Below are 16,976 nucleotides of genomic sequence, written 5' to 3'. Positions count from 1 at the left end.
CTCCTTCTTTATTTTTTGGTAGTTCTGGGGCAACAGCTGGAACTGCTGCGCCATAGGTTGGTATGTTTTCAGTTCTTAGTTAGCGGTAGACTGGAACTACATTTTTCCGACGGCGGGAAGAAAGGAAGCACATAGTTGTCGCTCACTGTGCCTCGAGAAGTGCCGCTCTCCGTCGAAGAGCGGGTCTACGACGCTGCCCTTTTGCTCTATGGTGAAACCGGCTGGAGCGGTTTTAACCTGACCAAGGTCGCTGAGCGTGCGGGCGTTGGGAAGTCTTCTCTCTACTCGCGCTGGCCTACCGCGGAAACGCTCTTGTTGACAGCGTTCCAGCATGCTTATCCGCGTCAACAATTTACGGGAAAGACTCTCTACGAGGTCCTCTATCAGGAGATCGACGCCCGTATCCGCGCCTACCTCGGGCGTTACTCCGCCGCTCTTCGGCGCCTCATGGTGGAGTCTCCGACCGGCGACGTCGCGGTTATCAATCAAGCCTGCCGCTACGTGTGCACTGACCCGCTGGAAACCCTGCGCCAAGGCCTGTGGTATTACAAGAAGGCCGGTCAGATTCCGGAAGAGGTTTCCATCGTGCGCCTGGTGGACGCGATCGAAGGCTCCATCCTGCTTCGTTCCATATGGCTTCCGCCGCAATATGTTGATTGTTTCTTGGAAAAGATTCCTCAATACGCCCATGATTTGATCACTGACCTCCTTCCTAACTTGGCCTGCGTACCACGGCCTGTAGCCTCACCTTGTGACATGGTTTACGACACCATGCCGCCCTCATATCAGATACGGATTTCGTAATTTTTCTATCCGCAACGTGCTAGACATTCCGTGCCCGGGAAGTATGCGGAGTTCTTCAGGTAGTGCTCCAAGCTTTTTCAGCGACTTCACGAGGTCTGTCCTGCTGGCTCGTGCATATTGCGTCGAGCCAATACCGTCCGCGAATAGTGTGTCGCCGGTATATATCACCGAATTTTTACGATCAAGGAAGCACACTGAGCCGGGGGTATGGCCTGGTGTGGCAATAACCTCAAGCGTGCCACCTGTCCAGTCGAAGACGTGTCCATCACCCCACTCGGCCGCAAAATCGTTGACCGCATAGGACGAGCCTTCCTCAAAAAACCCGGACAGACGCGGATCGCGCGCCCCTTCGGCGTCGTGCAAACCGATGTAAACCGGGGCTCCAGTGGCAGCGACCAACTCATTGACGGCACCGATATGATCCGAATGGCAATGGGTGAGTAAGATACCCTCAAGGTTTCGCCCGCCCAAGGCCTTAAGAAGAACCTCAGGTTCAGCGCCCGGATCGATGATGACGCTCCCCGTGGCGCTCAATACATAACAGTTGGCCTGCCACGGACCCACCACATACACACCGATGTCATACATTATCTGCGCTCCAGTTCATCAGAGCCAGCTTCACTGAGAGTTAGTCCACGGGTCTCCGGCGCCCATATGATCGACGTAATCAGGCCGATTAAAGAGATCACCGCACCGGCGATCATCACTGGCCCAGTGCCGTAAGTCGACAGGCAATTGGGCAGAACAAAAATAGAAATCACCGTGGCGATGCGTGAGAACGCCATGGCAGCCCCCATGGCCGAGGCACGAATCGACGTCGGGAAAATCTCGTTCGGATAGAGCCACTGCAGGTTTCCAGGACCGCCCGATGCCAGCGCGTAGATACCGAAGATAACGACGACGAACGCCATCGATGCCGCCGGCACAACACCAAGCAGGCCAAGAGCACCCGTCATAATCACGAAGGACCAGATACACAGCGGGCGACGCCCCCAAAATTCTGCGAGGAACATCGCGGGGATCGTACCCAGCATGAAGAACGTACCAATCACAAGTTCCCCGATGAGGGTGCTTCTGCCTTCCCCTAGACCAAAAGTCGCTATGATGTCCGGCCCGTAGGTATAGACGGCGAACATCGGGATTGCTTGGCACAGCCAGATGATTCCCACAAAGAGCATGCGTTTGAAATATGGCCTGCGGAAAATTGCAGAATACGCCGTCCGCTCCGCAACCTCGTCGTCAATGACAACATTCTTCCCAAAAGTATCACGTACGATCTTCGCCGCTTCTTCGTAGCGTCCTTTCGACATGAGCCACCTTGGCGATTCCGGAATTGACCATCGTCCCAGGAGAATCACCAAACAAGGAATGACAGAAGAACCTAACATCCACCGCCAGCCGCTGCCCACATCAAGGAGGAAGTAGCCCACCAGATAGGAAGCGTTCGCCCCTACGTACCACACCGCAGCGAGGAACCCCATCGTGATAGCCCGATATCGTTTCGGCGTGAACTCAGCAATGATCGACGTAGCAATTGGGTAATCGGCACCGACGGCGAATCCGATGAGGAATCGCAAAAGGACAACCATGAGTGGGCCGTTGACAAACATGCACAACACCGACAGCGCTGCAATCGACACCACGTCGATGATGAACATGCGCTTTCGGCCAATCAGGTCAGTCAAGTAACCGCCAAAAATAGCGCCAAAGAACAGGCCAACGAGGGCGGCGACTCCGATCATTCCCTTCCACGTGTCGTTGATGCCCAGCTCCGGAACCATCTTGAGCAATGCCACGCCAATAATGGCATGAACATATCCTTCAAGGAAGGGACCACCAGCTGAAAACACCGTTAGTCGCATTAGGAACGGTGACATCCCGATCTCGTCGAGGCTAACTTTCGTTTCGTCGTTCATCGTTACTCCTTTCTTTGGCTCGGCCCACTCATGGATAGGCCCTTTTACACTTCGAACTCGATGATTCCCCAGTTCAGATGAGGTTTTGCGCCGGTGGTATCAGCGTCAGCATCGACGAGACGGAAACGCAATTCGCCCGGCCCTACCTGCCACAGTTGGGTCTTGAGGGTCGTGCCCGGATGAACCGGCGAAGTGATGCGGGTCTTGAAGCGCTTGATGCGCTCCGGCTCGCCGGGCATAAACGCGTTGATCGCGTGGCGCATCACGACGCCGGCGTACGAAATCGCGTGCAAAATCGGGCGCGGCTCGCCGTTCTCGGCTGCGTAATCCCAGTCGATGTGCTGAGGGTGGTAGTCACCCGAGAGTCGGTAGATGAGCGCCTGGTTTTCGGGGATACGCTCAGAAATCTCCGCATCAGGCTCCCGCTCAGGCATATCGACGATATCTTTCGGTGCTGCCGGACCACCCCAACCGCCGTCGTAGATCAGGCAGTCCCACGACTCGTTGGTAAACAGAAGATTGCCTTCCGAGTCGTAGGTGTCTCCAATATGCTGGGCTAGAAGGCCACGGCCCTCCCCACGGTCATACAGTCCCTCAAGCTTGACCTTGGTCTGGACCGTATCCGACAACTTGGTGATCGGCTGGTGGAAAGTGATGTCGAAACCCCAGTGGAGGGAGCCAGCGTAGTTGTACCCGTAGTCGATCGTTCGGGTTACTTCAGAATCGACGATGAGCATCGCACCGAACATCGGCAATACCTTCAGCTGAGGGTTACGCTCATCTTTTTCGTTGAGATACTCCAAACCGTCGCGTCCGTCGATGCCTGCCCCGCAACCGAGAGCAAACAGCTCAAGATCTCGGAACGTGTATGTCCGAGTGAACGGACCAAAGGTCTGTCCCACCATCTCGGTCTTGATCGTCATTGTTCAATTCCTTTCACTGAAATTATTTGAGGGTTGATTTGAGTACTTTTCCGTAGTTGCCTCGCGGCAAACAATCTTGGAAGGCAATGATGCTGGGAATCTTGAACGCCGCTAGAAACCCGCGGCAGAAAGTGGTGAGCTCATCGACGTCGATACGTGCCCCCGGTTTGGGCACGATCACAGCTTTGACGGCCTGATCACGGATGGAGTCCTCAACTCCGATCACCGCCACTTCACCCACGCCCGGATATCGAGCAATGACTGATTCGACCTCGGCGCAGGAGATATTTTCTCCAGAACGCTTGATGATGTCACAGTGCCGGTCGGTGAAATAAATCCACCCCTCTTTGTCAAAATAGCCGTAATCGCCCGTTCGGAGCCAGTTACCAAGAAGCGTTTCGGCCGTCATCTGGGGCTGTTTCCAGTAGCCGGCCATGAGAGAAACCCCCGGTATTCCCTGGATTTGGATTTCGCCGACTTCACCAGGACCGAGTTCGCCGTGTTCGCCCATGATGCGCACGTTATACCCCGGCCCCACGCGCCCAATTGACGGCCAACGCCGTGGCCCCGTGGGGTAGTCCGTAATAACTCCCACAAGGTCCTCAGTGGAACCGTAATTGTTAAGGAGGCGCACGTTGAAACGAGCTTCGAAACGGTCCTTCTCTTCAGTCGATATCGGGAGGAAGTAGTGAACTTCCCGTACTCCATGTTCGGCATCCTGGGAGCTTTCAGGTTGGGCGAGCATAGTCTTAACCATCATGGCCATCGCCTGAACGAGTGTGGCCCGATGCTTGCGAACTTGCTTCCAAAAACGCGTCGCAGAATACCGGCGCATGAGGATAAGTGTGGCTCCGGCCGTCAGAACGGGCGCTAGCGCATTGAGCTGCATGTTCACGTGACTGGCCGCCATCGTCGTCACGTACCTATCCGTCTGGCGCATCTGCAACTGCCAGTTGACGTAATACCCGGCGAACACAACATTTTGCTCAGTAATGACTACGCCCTTGGGTGCCGACGTCGTCCCTGAGGTGTACAGGATCTCCACGATCGGCATCGGCACACGACGCCGAACAGGCGGGCTCGCACTTTGCGCCTGCTGAAGCTCGGTAAAGCACCTGTGCCTGCACCCTCCCCCGACGACAAGAGTCTCGATGCCGTCCCCGTAAGCCGGGTCGAAGTCCAAAAAGCACTGTTCAATAACCAACATACGCGCTTCGCAGTCGGCAACAATCGCCTTGGCTTCCTCCACGGTATATTCCGGGTGGATGGGCACGTAGATAGCACCGATCTGGTTGAGCGCGAAAATGCATTCAATCAGTTCTGGACAGTTGTTGAGCTGGACCGCCACGGCGTCGCCGGGCCCGATTCCTTTAGCCAAAAACAGATTGGAGGTGCGATGGATAACCTCATCGAACTCGCGATAGGTCCATGAACAGATATCATCGCGGTCGTGATCTTCATACACGAGGAAAACAGCATCTGGCTGACGACGTACGTGACTGTCCCATATGTCAATCAGTGTCAGTCCCTGTCCTTGTGTTATCATTTCACACCTCCAATCCGTTTCTCACAGTGTTGTTCTACTGTGCGAACTTCACCTTGCCTGACCGGGCGAATCGCTCAATGTCTTCCTCAGAAAAGCCTGCACGTTCAAGTACGTCTCTAGTGTCTTGTCCAAGCGCGGGCATCGGACGCCAGAAGCCGCCAGGATTGCGTGCAAACTTCGGCACGGTGTTCAGGCCACGAACTTTCACGCCTTCTGCGTTCTCCCACTCAATGAAATTCTCGCGAGCCACCACGTGCTCTTCTGCGAGAATGTCTTCAAACTCCATGACGACCTGCGCGGCAATGCGATGCTCGGAGAAGTCTCTTTCGACGTCGTAACGGTTCTGCGTCTTGAGATACTCCGTCAGCTTCTCTTGGATGAGGTCCGCCTTCGGACCGTTGAGCCACAACGCAGAGGTGTCCTCGGGGTATTCTTCGGTTCCCCACATGTGACCAAGGCCGATAGTCTCGAGCAAGTACTTATTCTGGTCGACGCCGTAACAGCACAGCCCGAGGAAGCCATCAGCACATTCGTAGATACCGATGGCACACAGGTTTTGGTGGCGTGCCCCTGGGCGCGGATACTTCACGCCGTCGTTGAGGTAGTCCATCATGTAGTAGGTGCCCACTCGCAACGCTGTTTCGTACATGGCAAGGTCGATCGATTCGCCCTGCCCTGTTGCCTGAGCCTTGTGCAAGGCCGCAAGAGCGGACGAAACCACCATGAGCGAGTTAACGTAATCAGCGGTGTAGGGGTGCAGATTCGTCGGTAGCTCCGGAGTACCATTCTGGGCAACAAGCCCAGCATAGGCAGCGACCGTCAAATCGTATGCTGCTGCGTTCACCTTTCGATCATCGCCCCAATGACCAAAACCTGACACGTGAACGATCACAAGCTTGGGGTTGATCTCCCACATCCATTCATCGGTAATCCCCTTGCGCGCCCACGCAGGCCCCTTGGAAGATTCGATGAAGATGTCCGCATCCTCAATGAGTTTGGCAATGATCTCTTTGCCTTCATCAGAAAAAGGGTGAATCGAGATTGAGCGCTGATTACGGCGCTCCATTTCCTTAACCCACTTCGTGTCACGCACGGAATCACCCGTCCACAAGTTTTCCATCCATGTCACGTCAGCACCCCACTCCGCCATGATCTCTGCAGCCGACGGAGCAGCGATTTCAACTGCGCTATATACGACCTTGACGTCGTCTAAAACCCCGAACGAAGGTTTTACGGTTTCCATATTTAACTCCTTTGTTAAATGCTTATCGGTAGTCCTTGAGCGCGGCGCGGCCAGCGGCGAGGATCATCATCTCGTCCGTTCCACCCGACACCCGGTCAACACGAATGTCGCGGTAGAAGCGCTGGACACGGTGCTCGCCGGTGATCCCCACACCCGAAAGGATCTGCAACGCCTGATCGATCACCATCGACGAAGCATGCGAACAGTAGTACTTGGCCATCGAGCAATCGCCACGGCCAAGTAGCCCGTTATCTGACTTCCACGCGATTTCGTAGAGCATGTTGCGCATGTTGGTGATGGCAACTTTCATATCTGCGATCTTCAGCTGGATGAGCTGAGTACGCCCGATAGCCTCTTTTCCCTGGATACGCTGGTTGGCGTATTTGGCGGCGTCTTCGAAAGCGCAGTATGCCTGACCATAGTTGGTCAGAGCCACGAGGAAACGCTCAAGGTCAAAGTCCTGGACACCACGCATAAAAGCGCCGCCCTCCGTTCCAAAGAAGTCCTTTTCCTCTAGCTCGACGTCGTCAAAGTAGATCTCCGCAAGTGAGTCCATACGCAGGCCCAACTTCTTCAACGGTTCGCGGGTAATGCCTGCCTTCGTCATATCCACAAAGAACTCCGAGTACACAGACATGTCCTCCGAGTTGCGGGCCATGACCACCATGTAGGGAACCTTCATTCCAGAGGTCTGGAAAGTCTTATGTCCGTTGAGGTAGATCTTGCCATCCCGACGTGTATAGGTCGTGCGCATGTCATCCCAGTTAGATCCTGCGCTCGGCTCGGTCATGGCATAGTTGATCATTTGCCTTCCAGAACCGAGGAACGACAGCATCGTCGCCTTCTGTTCCTCGCTACCTTCACGAATAATCGTTCCCCAACCAGGAAGCTGATAGAGGACATAGGTGGGACCGCCCATCCGGCCCAGCGCCTCGTACACAGCTGTCAGTTCTTGCCACCCGAGACCAAGTCCTTCGTGTTCCTCAGGAAGAAGGATGCGGTCGAAGCCGAGCTCACACAATGCTTCAACCCATTCCTGCGGGTATTCCTTGTTTTCGTCGCACTCGTTAAAATATGTCTCCCATGCGCGAGATTCCATGAGCTCGACGAACGTGTCGGCCATGAGTTGCTGTTCTTCAGTCAATGAAAAATCCATTAGTCCTACTTTCAAGATTGTTGGTTGGTGAAGGAATCGAATTAAAAAACGCACCGCCATGTGCCATTACTTGACGAGCTTCGTCAAGCATGCGCCCATGGTGAAGGAAGGCGTGGATAACCCCAGGCACTACCTCAATTTCATGGGTAATCCCCTGCCTCTCATAGACCCTTGCGAGCAAGGTTGAGTCGTCAAGGAGAGGATCAAACTCGGCTGCGCAAATGTAGGCCGGTGGGAGGCCATCCAGGTCTGCATTGAAAATATTGAGATAGGGTGAATCCAGGTCTGCCTCAGTTGTGATGTAAAGCCGCTTGTACATGGAGAAGTCTTCGGGAGTCAGACCATCCCACACGCCTCCATACAGGCGGATAGAGACACTATCTTTCAGCCCGAACCAGCCGTAGTACAGCAGAAAGCAACGCACGCCTCCGGCGTCGTTCATCACGTCACGCAAGAAGAGGTAAGTGCCCAAGGACATGTTCGCCCCACCTGAATCACCAGCAAAAGAAATATCTGCTCCGTTTAGGTCAAATTCGCAAGCGCGGACACGCACATGCTGAACGACCTGGGCACATTCTTCAATAGCCTGTGGGAACTTCGCCTCCGGCGACAGCGTATAGTCGATCGCAACCACCGCCGCACCGGATTCGTCAGCAATGTTGCGGCAAATACGATCGTGCGTATCAAGATTGCCGAGGGCGAATCCCCCACCGTGGATGTAAAAGATGATAGGTAACGTGCCTTCGGCAGGCCGGTATATTCGGATGCCTACCTCACCGTGCGATGTGGAGATGTAGGCCTGACGAGTCGCGCGCATCTGCGGCCCGCCTTCGTTCCAGAACTTGCGCTCCGTGAGATAGCCTTCCCGCATTTGTGCAAGCGTCTGGCCAGGCGCGTAAAGCCCCGCAGAGATTTCGTTCTGTTTGGCGACGACCGTACCCATCTGCTCGCTCCACAACGAGGGCACATCAATTCTTTTCATCTCAGTCTCCGACTTAGCGTTCCTCGCGAACATCGGCGAGGACTTTTTGGTCAACCCCGACCAGCTCTGCTGCTTCCTCAACCGTCATGCCCTGAGCTTCCACAGCTGCTGCAAGCTGGGCCGCTTCGAGCTTCTTGGCATTGTTTTTCACATAGAAGTGGAGCAAGAAGGCGAAAACAGTGGCAAGGAGGGCAGACACTGCCAAGATGATGAAGATCTCCACGTAAGCGTCATTGCCCTTGTTGTCGATCAGCGCACCGAACCAAATCGAGGAGAACGTATCCGGAGCGAAACCGATAATCGACAGGACGCCAGTGGCGGTGCCAAAGATCGTCAACGGCACCTTCCCCTCGGTCAGCGCCGATGAAACAATGCCGAACACGCCATTGGCGATAAAGCCCAGAAGGATAGCGATCATCGCGGCAATAATGGCCATTGCCCCGCCCACCGGAAGGAAGGCGATAGCAACGAGACCGAGTAGCGCCACAATGGATCCCCAGCCGATCACACGAGTCGGACTGCCTGCGCCCTTGGCAACAAAACCGAATGCGGGGCCGGACAAAAGAGTCACGCCATACTGGCGAACGATCGAGACAAGGGAGACAATGCCCACCGAGGCGCCCATCACCGAGGATAGGTAGGGAGTCGTGTAGGCAACGCCGGTGTAGTAGAAGTAAACGAAGAACATGATTGCTGCGGCCATCCACACCACCGGGTTCTTCAGCGCCTGCCCGATCTCAGACAGGTTGAAGCCCTGCGCGTTGTCAGCGATTTCGCCTTCGAACTTGGGAATGAGGAAGGACAACAGGCCCAAGATGAAGATGAGGCATCCGAGGAAGATGAGCATCCAACGCATTGAATCTGTGGCAGCAGCGATGTACTTGATAAACAGCAAACATACGAGGCCAACCACGAGGCCTGCCGCGCCGTATAGTCCGTAGGAGATACCGATGTTCTTCGAGTATTCCTCTTCTTCGGAGATGAGGCGGACCAGCTTGAAGCGGATGCCCCACCAGATCAGAATTGTTGAGATACCCATACCGATGAACACCATCATGAGGGTGCTCACCGAAGGCAACGCAGCATAGACAAATGTCAGAGCCGCCGTAAGCATGAATCCTACCCAGGACAGCGTGCGCACGCGCACCTTGTCTGCGATAACCCCAGACGGGAAGTAGCAGATTAAAGCGGTAATAGCATAAGCAGAAAGGAACTGGCCCAACTGGGCGTTCGTCACGTTGAGGGCTTCCATCAACGGGTCATAAAAGACGTTCTTAAGGTAGGCAGGAGTATAGATAATCGAGCTGCCCATGGAAACCAGGGTTAAAAGGAAGAATCGGCGACCACGGGACAAGTCCTGTGCTCGTACTTCATTTTTCATTTTCATTGTTTCAACTCTCTAGGGGAAGAAGCAGATAGTAAGTCCGGCCAACTTCACTGTTAGCGGTGTGGCTATTCACAGATGAACTTGTGTGGCTTCAACACTAAAGGCCCAAAAATGTGATCCACAGCCCATAATTCCCACGATTTTGGACGGAATCCGTCCGTCCTGCCAAAAGCCCAGCTCAAGGGCCAAAAACCGGAGACAAAATTAGTCAATAACTCGAGAGATAGAACACCACGCGTATCTACCAGCCACCGTTACGGAGCGAGCCGAGTTAGAGCAGGTGTTTTGGTATCAGCTCAGCCGGGTCGGCGTCGCCGGGAAGCGGACGCAGCACCCGGGCTGGGTTTCCTACCGCAACGACGTTGGCTGGCAGATCTTTATCCACGATCGATCCCGCGCCCACCACAGTATTGTCCCCGATCGTCACGCCCGGAAGAACCAGCACCCCGGCGCCTAGCCACACGTTGTCACCAACCCTGATAGGCCGCCCCGACTCCCACCCTTCACGCCTTGGGGTCGCCGCTAACGGGTGTTCGGCGGTCAAGAACTGCACTCGCGGCGCGATCTGACAGTTATTTCCGATAACGATGTCCGCAACATCAAGGAAAACACAGTCAAAATTGATGAACGTTCCCTCGCCGATGTGCGTATGGGAGCCATAATCGCAATAGACGGGTGTGCGGATGGCGGCACCTTCACCAAATGTGCCAAACAGCTGACGGGCCATACCGGCGATTACCTCTATATCCGCAGATGGCAACGCGTTCATCTGATCTTGGATGGACATCGAGCGCGCAAAAGCCTCACTAAACACCTCGCCTTCGACGCGGTACAACCGCCCGCTGCGCATCCGTTGAAACTGTTCCTCGGATCTTTCTAGCCCACCCACCACATACCTTTCCTAAGTTAGCCAAGCTTATCGCACGACGCCGTCGTCACAGTTCTCGCCTCACTTTCGTCCCCACTTGCTAGTTTTCCAGGAACATGTAAGATCATTCCCTATACCCCCTGGGGTATCCTAAGTTCTATTGCAATGAGGTATTCCATGATTCGTGACCTACGCGCACGCTATTCCCCACTGTATTTCCTGGCATCACTAGGATTCGGCGGTATGTCAGTACTGTTCTTCATGAACTTGATGCACCTGACTGCACACCCCGATTCTGTGATGCCCACCGTTGAAAGCATTAAGGCCACCTGGGCAACAGGGCATGCCGGGCTTCGCACAGCCATTATCCTCGGATACGCAGGCTTCATCTCCTTCTTCCTCGCCCACCTGTACCTACTCATGTGGAACCTGAAGCACTTCTTCGCCTGGCGTCAGACCGAGGCTTACAGGGATCTTCGCACGTCCAACGCTGAAGTTACTCTCATGGCGGTTCCACTTACTCTCGGCATGACCGTTAATGGCCTTTTCATCTCCGGCATGATCTTCATCCCAGGACTGTGGGACGTCATCGAATACCTGATGCCGCTAGCCATCATCATGTACGGCTCGGTTGGGGCTCTTGCCCTCCTGTACCTCTCGCGTTATCTGATACGGGTCATGCATAACGGCTTCGATTTCAAAGCCAACGGCGGCCTCAACCAGCTTCTGAGCTCTTTCGCGTTCTCAATGGTCGCAGTCGGCCTCGCCGCCCCCGTCGCGATGACGCAAAATCCTATCGTCGTCGTGATCGCCGGCGGCTTATCGATCTTCTTCGCTGTCATTGCAATTCTGCTTTTTTCAGTTTTTCTTCCGCTCGGCGTCATGAGCATGTTGCGCTACGGACTTTCGTTGGCCAACTCAGCAACCCTGTGGTTGGGCGTACCGATCATCACGCTCCTAGGTATTACCTACCTACGCCTGCGGCACGGCATCGTCACGCTCAATGCCCTTAACCCGAAGGCTGAAGCCATCCCCGGCACGTCTGTATGGCTGTTAACGTTGCTTGCCGTCATGGTCATCGCGCAACTTGCCTTTATGGGCCTTGGGCACCTCGCCATGGCCACCAACGGCTTCTATAAGCGCTACGTGTTTAGCCGCCAGGAAGAATCCCCCGCCGCATTCACCCTCGTCTGCCCCGGTGTCGCGCTGAGCGTATTGATGTTCTTCCTACTTAACGTCGGCCTCGTCCGAAATAGTATCTTCCCGGTTGGCTCGATCGGGTTCATTATCGTCCTTGTGGGGGCATATGTAGTTCAGTTTGCCACTTTGGTCCTTATGTTTAGCCTGGTGCGCAACCAGCTCCTCAAACCGAAGGGCCTGCCCGCCGTCTAAGTCCCGCAAGACACCCGCGATACTCGTGTGGCTGCAAGTGACGTGACCTGTCCCCCGGGAGAAGGAACTGAATGAATCAGTTCAACTTCCGGGGGACAGCTCCAAGCCAGGGCCACGCGAGTTTTACGTACGCAACCTTACTTGATCAGGCCGAGAGCACGAACAGCGTCGAGCTCCTCCTGAGCTGCCTTAATGTTGCGCTCGATGCCGACGCGCGTGGCGTCAGAGATCTCCAGGCCATCGACGATCTCCCACTCGCCGCCCTTGGAAATGGCCGGGAAGCCGAAGATGAGGCCTTCCGGAACGCCGTAGTGTGAACCGTCGGAGTAGACGCCCGGCGTGACCCAGTCGCCTTCCGGGGTGCCGTTGACCCAGTCAAAGACGTGGTCAATCGCAGCCGACGCAGCCGAAGCAGCCGACGAAGCACCACGGGCCTCGATGATGGCGGCGCCGCGCTTGGCGACGGTGGGGATGAAGTACTCATCGAGCCAGGCCTGGTCAACGAGATCGAGCGCCGGGGTGCCGTTGACGGTTGCCCAGGTGACATCCGGGTGCTGATCGGCGGAGTGGTTGCCCCACACGGTCATCTTCTTGATGTCGGCAACGCGGGCGCCGGTCTTCTCCGCGAGCTGGGAGATGGCGCGGTTGTGATCGAGACGCATCATGGCGGTGAAGCGTTCCTTGGGGACGTCGGGTGCGTTCTGCATGGCGATCACAGCGTTGGTGTTGGCGGGGTTGCCCACGACGAGCACGCGGATGTCATCAGCCGCGTTGTCGTTGATGGCCTTGCCCTGAGGACCGAAAATGCCGCCGTTGGCCTCAAGGAGATCGGCACGCTCCATGCCCTTGGTACGCGGGCGAGCGCCGACGAGCAGGCCGACGGACGCGCCGTCGAATGCCTTGTTAGCGTCGTCAAAAATGTTGACGGACTCAAGAAGCGGGAAGGCCGAGTCATTGAGCTCCATTGCGGTGCCCTCAGCAGCCTTCAGACCCTGAGGGATCTCGAGAAGGTTGAGGCGAACCGGAACGTCCTTACCAAGCAGAGCGCCCGAGGCGATGCGGAAAAGAAGCGCGTAGCCGATGTTGCCGGCTGCGCCAGTGACGGTAACGGTAACTGGAGACTTTGCCATGTAGATAAACTCCTTCATTGGATTCCACGCGCCTGTGCGCGCACGTACCAATTCTACCCGGTGCCTCCGTCAAATTGCCGTCTTATGTCCCAAGCGAATATTTACGAGACGAGTTTGGCTGACCCGAGCATGTGTGCCGGCATCGGCCGACCCAATTCCCATTCGATCGCCATGGGCTTGGAGCACTGATGGCGGCCTTGCCTCCCCACTGGCGGCGTACTTCACCCCCAATGACGCATTTCGCTACTCATGGCGCACCCTAAAATCACTTTAAGGTGCGCCATGAGTGGCGAAGTGCGTCGTTAAGCGTTTCTGACAGTTTCAAAGGCGCCTGGGCGCTGTCAGCTATAGCTTGTCGAAGAACCGAGTCAGCAATCTTCGTGGGCTATGCTTCACGACGCGATGCCGAGCCGCGCAGCACTAGCAGAGCACCAGCCCCGAGGCTGAGTAGCCCAGCTACCGCAAGCGGAGCAGCAAATGCGCCCGTGTGGGCTAACTTCGACTGACGCTTTTCCTGCGCAGTGGCCTGGCCGGTGCCTGGCACCGTTGCTTGAGGCGTTCCCACAGCCTGATTATCCGTCTCTGCGGCGGAGCTGCTTCCCTCTTCGGTCGAAGTTGTCTCTGTGCTGGTCGAAGCATCGCCGGTCACGCCATTGTCGGTCACACCATTAGAGGTCTCATTATCGTCGACAACAGAATCCTCAGCGCCCGGCGCCAAGTTCGCCTCCGAATCAGCCTCAGATTCCTCCGAAGCCTCGTTATCCGGATCGGTCGCGGAATCAGTCTCGGGCTGCTTAGTCGGATCAGCCTTCGGATCCTCAATTGGGTCCGTCTCCGGCTGGGTCGCCGAAGCGTCCTCATCCTTCTCGTCTCCCTTTTCCGATTCGGGTTCAGGAATCTCGGTATCGAAAGGTACAGCCTCCACACCCGTCGTTTCAGTGATCCACTCAATGAATGGAGCTAGTACCACAGCGTTGGAGACTTCACCGACCCAGTAGTCGTTTGCCATGTGGGGGCCGCTGACAGTGATACCTACAAGCTTACCGTTGACGATGAATGGCCCACCTGAATCACCATGGTTCGAGATGCCATCAATCCCTTTAATCTCATAAGTCTTATTCCAGTACGCATCGCGCCCCTCCTCCTTTTGAGTCACTGCGGCACGGCGGAGCCAGGATACCTGTTCCCCATTGCTCCCACGACCATAACCATATATGTGCCCTTTCTGGCCCAACGTAAATTCATGGTCCGATGCGAGCGTTGCATACTGCGATAGCTCGTGTGGCCTGGAGAGCTTGATAAGAGCGAGGTCCGCTGATGGGCCACGAACAATCTGGCTTGAGGCGATAGGTGTGCCGGGTTCTGACTTATTATTCGAGAAATAGATGTTGGACGACGTCTGGGAAGCCGCATCCTCAACGCAGTGCACTGCGGTGATGACCCATTCCGAATTGAGGGCGCTGCCGGTGCAACGATCAATTTTCTTCGACTCATTTTTCGTGTTCGTGGCAATCTGCACGATGTACTCAGAATTTGCTTTCTCACCACCAGAAATCGCAGCGGCCGAGGTCGGAATAGCCACAGCAACTCCAACGAGAAGGGATGTGACAAGAGGGCGAATACGCATACGGCTCCTTATAGTAAATGACAACCATTATCATGTGTGCTTTTAAACCCTATCCCGGCCTTGCAACAAGCGTCAAAGAAGTGAACCGTAGAATTACCTCACATGCCAACCTTCTCCCTGCCACAACACTCGGCAAACTATTTCTCTGACACCTCGATCTTGGCTACACCATCCCAGTCTCGGGCACAAGCGTGCGTTCCCAAATACATGGAGGCAAGCACGAAGAAACATTCAACTAAATACCCATTCCCAAGCTTCGAGGCACACAAAAGGTGCCCGCCAAACCAGCGACGGGCACCTTAAGAAAGAACGGATTACTTCCGGTTGGCTAAGTAGTACTCGATCAGGCCGCGCGTGGAGGAATCCTGGGCCGCGATCGCCTCGCGGTCACCCTCAACGGCGCTGGTCAGCGCCTTGGCCATGGCCTTGCCGAGCTCCACGCCCCACTGGTCGAAGGAGTCGATGCCCCACACGATGCCCTGAACGAACGTGATGTGCTCGTACAGCGCGATGAGCTGCCCGAGCACAGACGGCGTCAAAGCCGGGGCCATGATCGAGGCGGTAGGCTTGTTACCCGGGAACACCTTGGCGCTGACGAGCTCTTCTGCCACGCCCTCGGCGCGCACCTCGTCAGCCGTCTTACCGAAGGCCAGCGCCTTGGTCTGCCCGAAGAAGTTGCCCAGGAAGAGCTCGTGCTGGTCGGACTCGCCGTCCTTAAACGCGTAGGTCGGGTTGGCGAAGGCGATGAAGTCGGCCGGAATGAGCTGGGTGCCCTGGTGGATCAGCTGGTAGAAGGCGTGCTGGCCATTCGTGCCCGGCTCGCCCCAGAAAACCTCACCCGTGGCCGAGGTCACCGGCGTGCCGTCCCAGCGCACGCGCTTCCCGTTAGATTCCATCGTCAGCTGCTGGAGGTAGGCCGGGAAGCGGTGCAGGTACTGCGAGTACGGCAGCACCGCGTGCGTGGCCGCGCCCGCGAAGTTGACGTAGAAAACGTTGAGAAGGCCCATGAGGAGCGGCACGTTCTCCTCGGCCGGAGCCTGCGCGAAGTGGCGATCCATCGTGCGGAAGCCGGCGAGGAAGTCTTCAAAACCGTCCTTGCCCACCGCGATCGCGAGCGAAAGTCCCACGGCCGAGTCGACCGAGTAGCGGCCACCCACCCAGTCCCAGAAGCCGAAGGCGTTGTCCGGATCGATGCCGAAGGCCTCCACCTTGTCCAGCGCCGTCGAGACCGCAACGAAGTGCTTGGCCACGGCGCCGTCCGTCGGAGCGCCCTGAGCCTCCAGTGCGGACAGCAGCCAGGAACGAACCTGCCGGGCGTTGGTCAGGGTCTCCAGCGTGGTGAACGTCTTGGACGCGACAATGACGAGCGTCGTCTCCGGGTCAAGGCCCTTGAGCGTCTCGCCAACATCGGTGGGGTCAATGTTGGAGATGAAACGGCACTCGATCCCCTCGGCGACGAACGGCTTGAGCGCCTCGTAGGCCATGACCGGGCCCAGGTCCGAGCCTCCGATGCCCACGTTGACGATCGTCTTCATCGGCTTGCCAGTAATGCCGGTCCACTCGCCGCTACGAACCTTCTCCGCAAAGGCGTAGAGGCGTGTGAGAACTTCCCGGACGTCGTCGACGACGTTGTGCCCGTCTACCAGCACCTCCTCGCCCTTTTCGCGGCGCAGCGCCGTGTGAAGGACCGCTCGGTTTTCCGTCACGTTGATGCGCTGGCCGGAAAGCATGGCCTCGCGGCGCTCGGGCAGGTTCACCTGATCGGCGAGCTCCAGCAGAGCGGCCTTGATGTCATCGGTGAGAAACGACTTCGACAGGTCAACGTACAAATCACCGGCGGTAAAAGTAAACTTCTTCGCGCGCTCATCATTGGCAAACCACGCACGGAAATCAACCTCGAGCTCATCGTGGAGCTGGCCAAGGCGGGCCCAAGCGGCGGTTTTCGTTGCATCAATCGGGGTTGTCATATCACTCCTAAGAAGGGCCAATAGATGGGCCCATT

General features: G+C 56.2%; 14 protein-coding genes. 2 read left to right on the top strand and 12 right to left on the bottom strand.

Annotation, left to right across the window (positions count from 1 at the left end; all coding sequences use genetic code 11):
* Window positions 1-135 precede the first annotated feature (135 nt).
* Complete coding sequence (locus HLG82_RS02720; RefSeq protein ID WP_193327197.1) at window positions 136-804, top strand: TetR/AcrR family transcriptional regulator; 669 nt, start codon at window positions 136-138, stop codon at window positions 802-804.
* On the opposite strand, the gene HLG82_RS02715 is transcribed toward HLG82_RS02720, so the two are convergent.
* From HLG82_RS02715 to HLG82_RS02675, 9 genes are all read right to left on the bottom strand, one after another.
* Entirely contained in the window at window positions 781-1,392 is a 612-nt protein-coding gene (locus HLG82_RS02715) for an MBL fold metallo-hydrolase (RefSeq protein ID WP_193327196.1), read from the bottom strand. The genes HLG82_RS02720 and HLG82_RS02715 overlap by 24 nt on opposite strands.
* Window positions 1,392-2,720, bottom strand: a complete 1,329-nt coding sequence (locus HLG82_RS02710) for an MFS transporter (RefSeq protein WP_193327195.1) — start codon at window positions 2,718-2,720, stop codon at window positions 1,392-1,394. Before HLG82_RS02710 ends, HLG82_RS02715 begins: the two co-directional genes overlap by 1 nt.
* Before the next feature lie 44 nt (window positions 2,721-2,764).
* A complete protein-coding gene (locus HLG82_RS02705) occupies window positions 2,765-3,643 on the bottom strand; it encodes a MaoC/PaaZ C-terminal domain-containing protein (protein ID WP_193327194.1) in 879 nt (292 codons plus the stop codon).
* A 22-nt stretch (window positions 3,644-3,665) separates the two neighbouring features.
* The gene (locus tag HLG82_RS02700) at window positions 3,666-5,189 is read right to left on the bottom strand and encodes an AMP-binding protein (protein ID WP_193327193.1); all 1,524 of its coding nucleotides are present in this window, start codon (window positions 5,187-5,189) and stop codon (window positions 3,666-3,668) included.
* Between the two features lie 34 nt (window positions 5,190-5,223).
* Window positions 5,224-6,432 (bottom strand): L-carnitine CoA-transferase, encoded by a 1,209-nt coding sequence (caiB, locus tag HLG82_RS02695; protein ID WP_193327192.1) that lies wholly within the window; start codon window positions 6,430-6,432, stop codon window positions 5,224-5,226.
* 22 nt (window positions 6,433-6,454) lie between these two features.
* A complete protein-coding gene (caiA, locus tag HLG82_RS02690; protein WP_193327191.1) occupies window positions 6,455-7,588 on the bottom strand; it encodes a crotonobetainyl-CoA dehydrogenase in 1,134 nt (377 codons plus the stop codon).
* Entirely contained in the window at window positions 7,569-8,570 is a 1,002-nt protein-coding gene (gene aes / locus HLG82_RS02685) for an acetyl esterase (protein WP_193327190.1), read from the bottom strand. The genes caiA and aes overlap by 20 nt, the downstream gene beginning before the upstream one ends.
* A gap of 13 nt (window positions 8,571-8,583) precedes the next feature.
* Window positions 8,584-9,882 (bottom strand): MFS transporter, encoded by a 1,299-nt coding sequence (locus HLG82_RS02680; protein ID WP_255315440.1) that lies wholly within the window; start codon window positions 9,880-9,882, stop codon window positions 8,584-8,586.
* Window positions 9,883-10,228: 346 nt separating this feature from the next.
* Complete coding sequence (locus HLG82_RS02675; protein WP_255313924.1) at window positions 10,229-10,771, bottom strand: sugar O-acetyltransferase; 543 nt, start codon at window positions 10,769-10,771, stop codon at window positions 10,229-10,231.
* A gap of 219 nt (window positions 10,772-10,990) precedes the next feature.
* On the opposite strand from HLG82_RS02675, the gene HLG82_RS02670 reads away from it, so the two are divergent.
* The gene (locus tag HLG82_RS02670) at window positions 10,991-12,217 is read left to right on the top strand and encodes a TsoY family (seleno)protein (RefSeq protein WP_439654671.1); all 1,227 of its coding nucleotides are present in this window, start codon (window positions 10,991-10,993) and stop codon (window positions 12,215-12,217) included.
* A gap of 137 nt (window positions 12,218-12,354) precedes the next feature.
* On the opposite strand, the gene HLG82_RS02665 is transcribed toward HLG82_RS02670, so the two are convergent.
* From HLG82_RS02665 to pgi, 3 genes are all read right to left on the bottom strand, one after another.
* Complete coding sequence (locus HLG82_RS02665) at window positions 12,355-13,347, bottom strand: malate dehydrogenase (protein ID WP_193327186.1); 993 nt, start codon at window positions 13,345-13,347, stop codon at window positions 12,355-12,357.
* Window positions 13,348-13,732: 385 nt separating this feature from the next.
* Window positions 13,733-14,974: a S1 family peptidase gene (locus HLG82_RS02660; RefSeq protein WP_193327185.1), complete on the bottom strand. Its 1,242-nt coding sequence runs from the start codon at window positions 14,972-14,974 to the stop codon at window positions 13,733-13,735.
* A 314-nt stretch (window positions 14,975-15,288) separates the two neighbouring features.
* Window positions 15,289-16,941: a glucose-6-phosphate isomerase gene (pgi, locus tag HLG82_RS02655; RefSeq protein WP_193327184.1), complete on the bottom strand. Its 1,653-nt coding sequence runs from the start codon at window positions 16,939-16,941 to the stop codon at window positions 15,289-15,291.
* Window positions 16,942-16,976: the final 35 nt, after the last annotated feature.

The organism is Trueperella pecoris, assembly GCF_014926385.1.
GTDB classification, from domain to species: domain Bacteria; phylum Actinomycetota; class Actinomycetes; order Actinomycetales; family Actinomycetaceae; genus Trueperella; species Trueperella pecoris.
Note: the sequence above shows the minus strand (reverse complement) of the source record. Positions and strands in the feature narration are given on the sequence as shown.

What these genes read in the sequence shown, in the direction of transcription:
- caiB (WP_193327192.1), bottom strand. Translation starts at nt 6,432, where the DNA reads ATGGAAACCGTAAAACCTTCGTTCGGGGTTTTAGACGACGTCAAGGTC.
- aes (WP_193327190.1), bottom strand. Translation starts at nt 8,570, where the DNA reads ATGAAAAGAATTGATGTGCCCTCGTTGTGGAGCGAGCAGATGGGTACG.
- HLG82_RS02705 (WP_193327194.1), bottom strand. Translation starts at nt 3,643, where the DNA reads ATGACGATCAAGACCGAGATGGTGGGACAGACCTTTGGTCCGTTCACT.
- caiA (WP_193327191.1), bottom strand. Translation starts at nt 7,588, where the DNA reads ATGGATTTTTCATTGACTGAAGAACAGCAACTCATGGCCGACACGTTC.
- HLG82_RS02700 (WP_193327193.1), bottom strand. Translation starts at nt 5,189, where the DNA reads ATGATAACACAAGGACAGGGACTGACACTGATTGACATATGGGACAGT.
- HLG82_RS02665 (WP_193327186.1), bottom strand. Translation starts at nt 13,347, where the DNA reads ATGGCAAAGTCTCCAGTTACCGTTACCGTCACTGGCGCAGCCGGCAAC.
- HLG82_RS02670 (WP_439654671.1), top strand. Translation starts at nt 10,991, where the DNA reads ATGAGGTATTCCATGATTCGTGACCTACGCGCACGCTATTCCCCACTG.
- HLG82_RS02715 (WP_193327196.1), bottom strand. Translation starts at nt 1,392, where the DNA reads ATGTATGACATCGGTGTGTATGTGGTGGGTCCGTGGCAGGCCAACTGT.
- HLG82_RS02710 (WP_193327195.1), bottom strand. Translation starts at nt 2,720, where the DNA reads ATGAACGACGAAACGAAAGTTAGCCTCGACGAGATCGGGATGTCACCG.
- HLG82_RS02660 (WP_193327185.1), bottom strand. Translation starts at nt 14,974, where the DNA reads ATGCGTATTCGCCCTCTTGTCACATCCCTTCTCGTTGGAGTTGCTGTG.
- HLG82_RS02680 (WP_255315440.1), bottom strand. Translation starts at nt 9,882, where the DNA reads ATGGGCAGCTCGATTATCTATACTCCTGCCTACCTTAAGAACGTCTTT.
- pgi (WP_193327184.1), bottom strand. Translation starts at nt 16,941, where the DNA reads ATGACAACCCCGATTGATGCAACGAAAACCGCCGCTTGGGCCCGCCTT.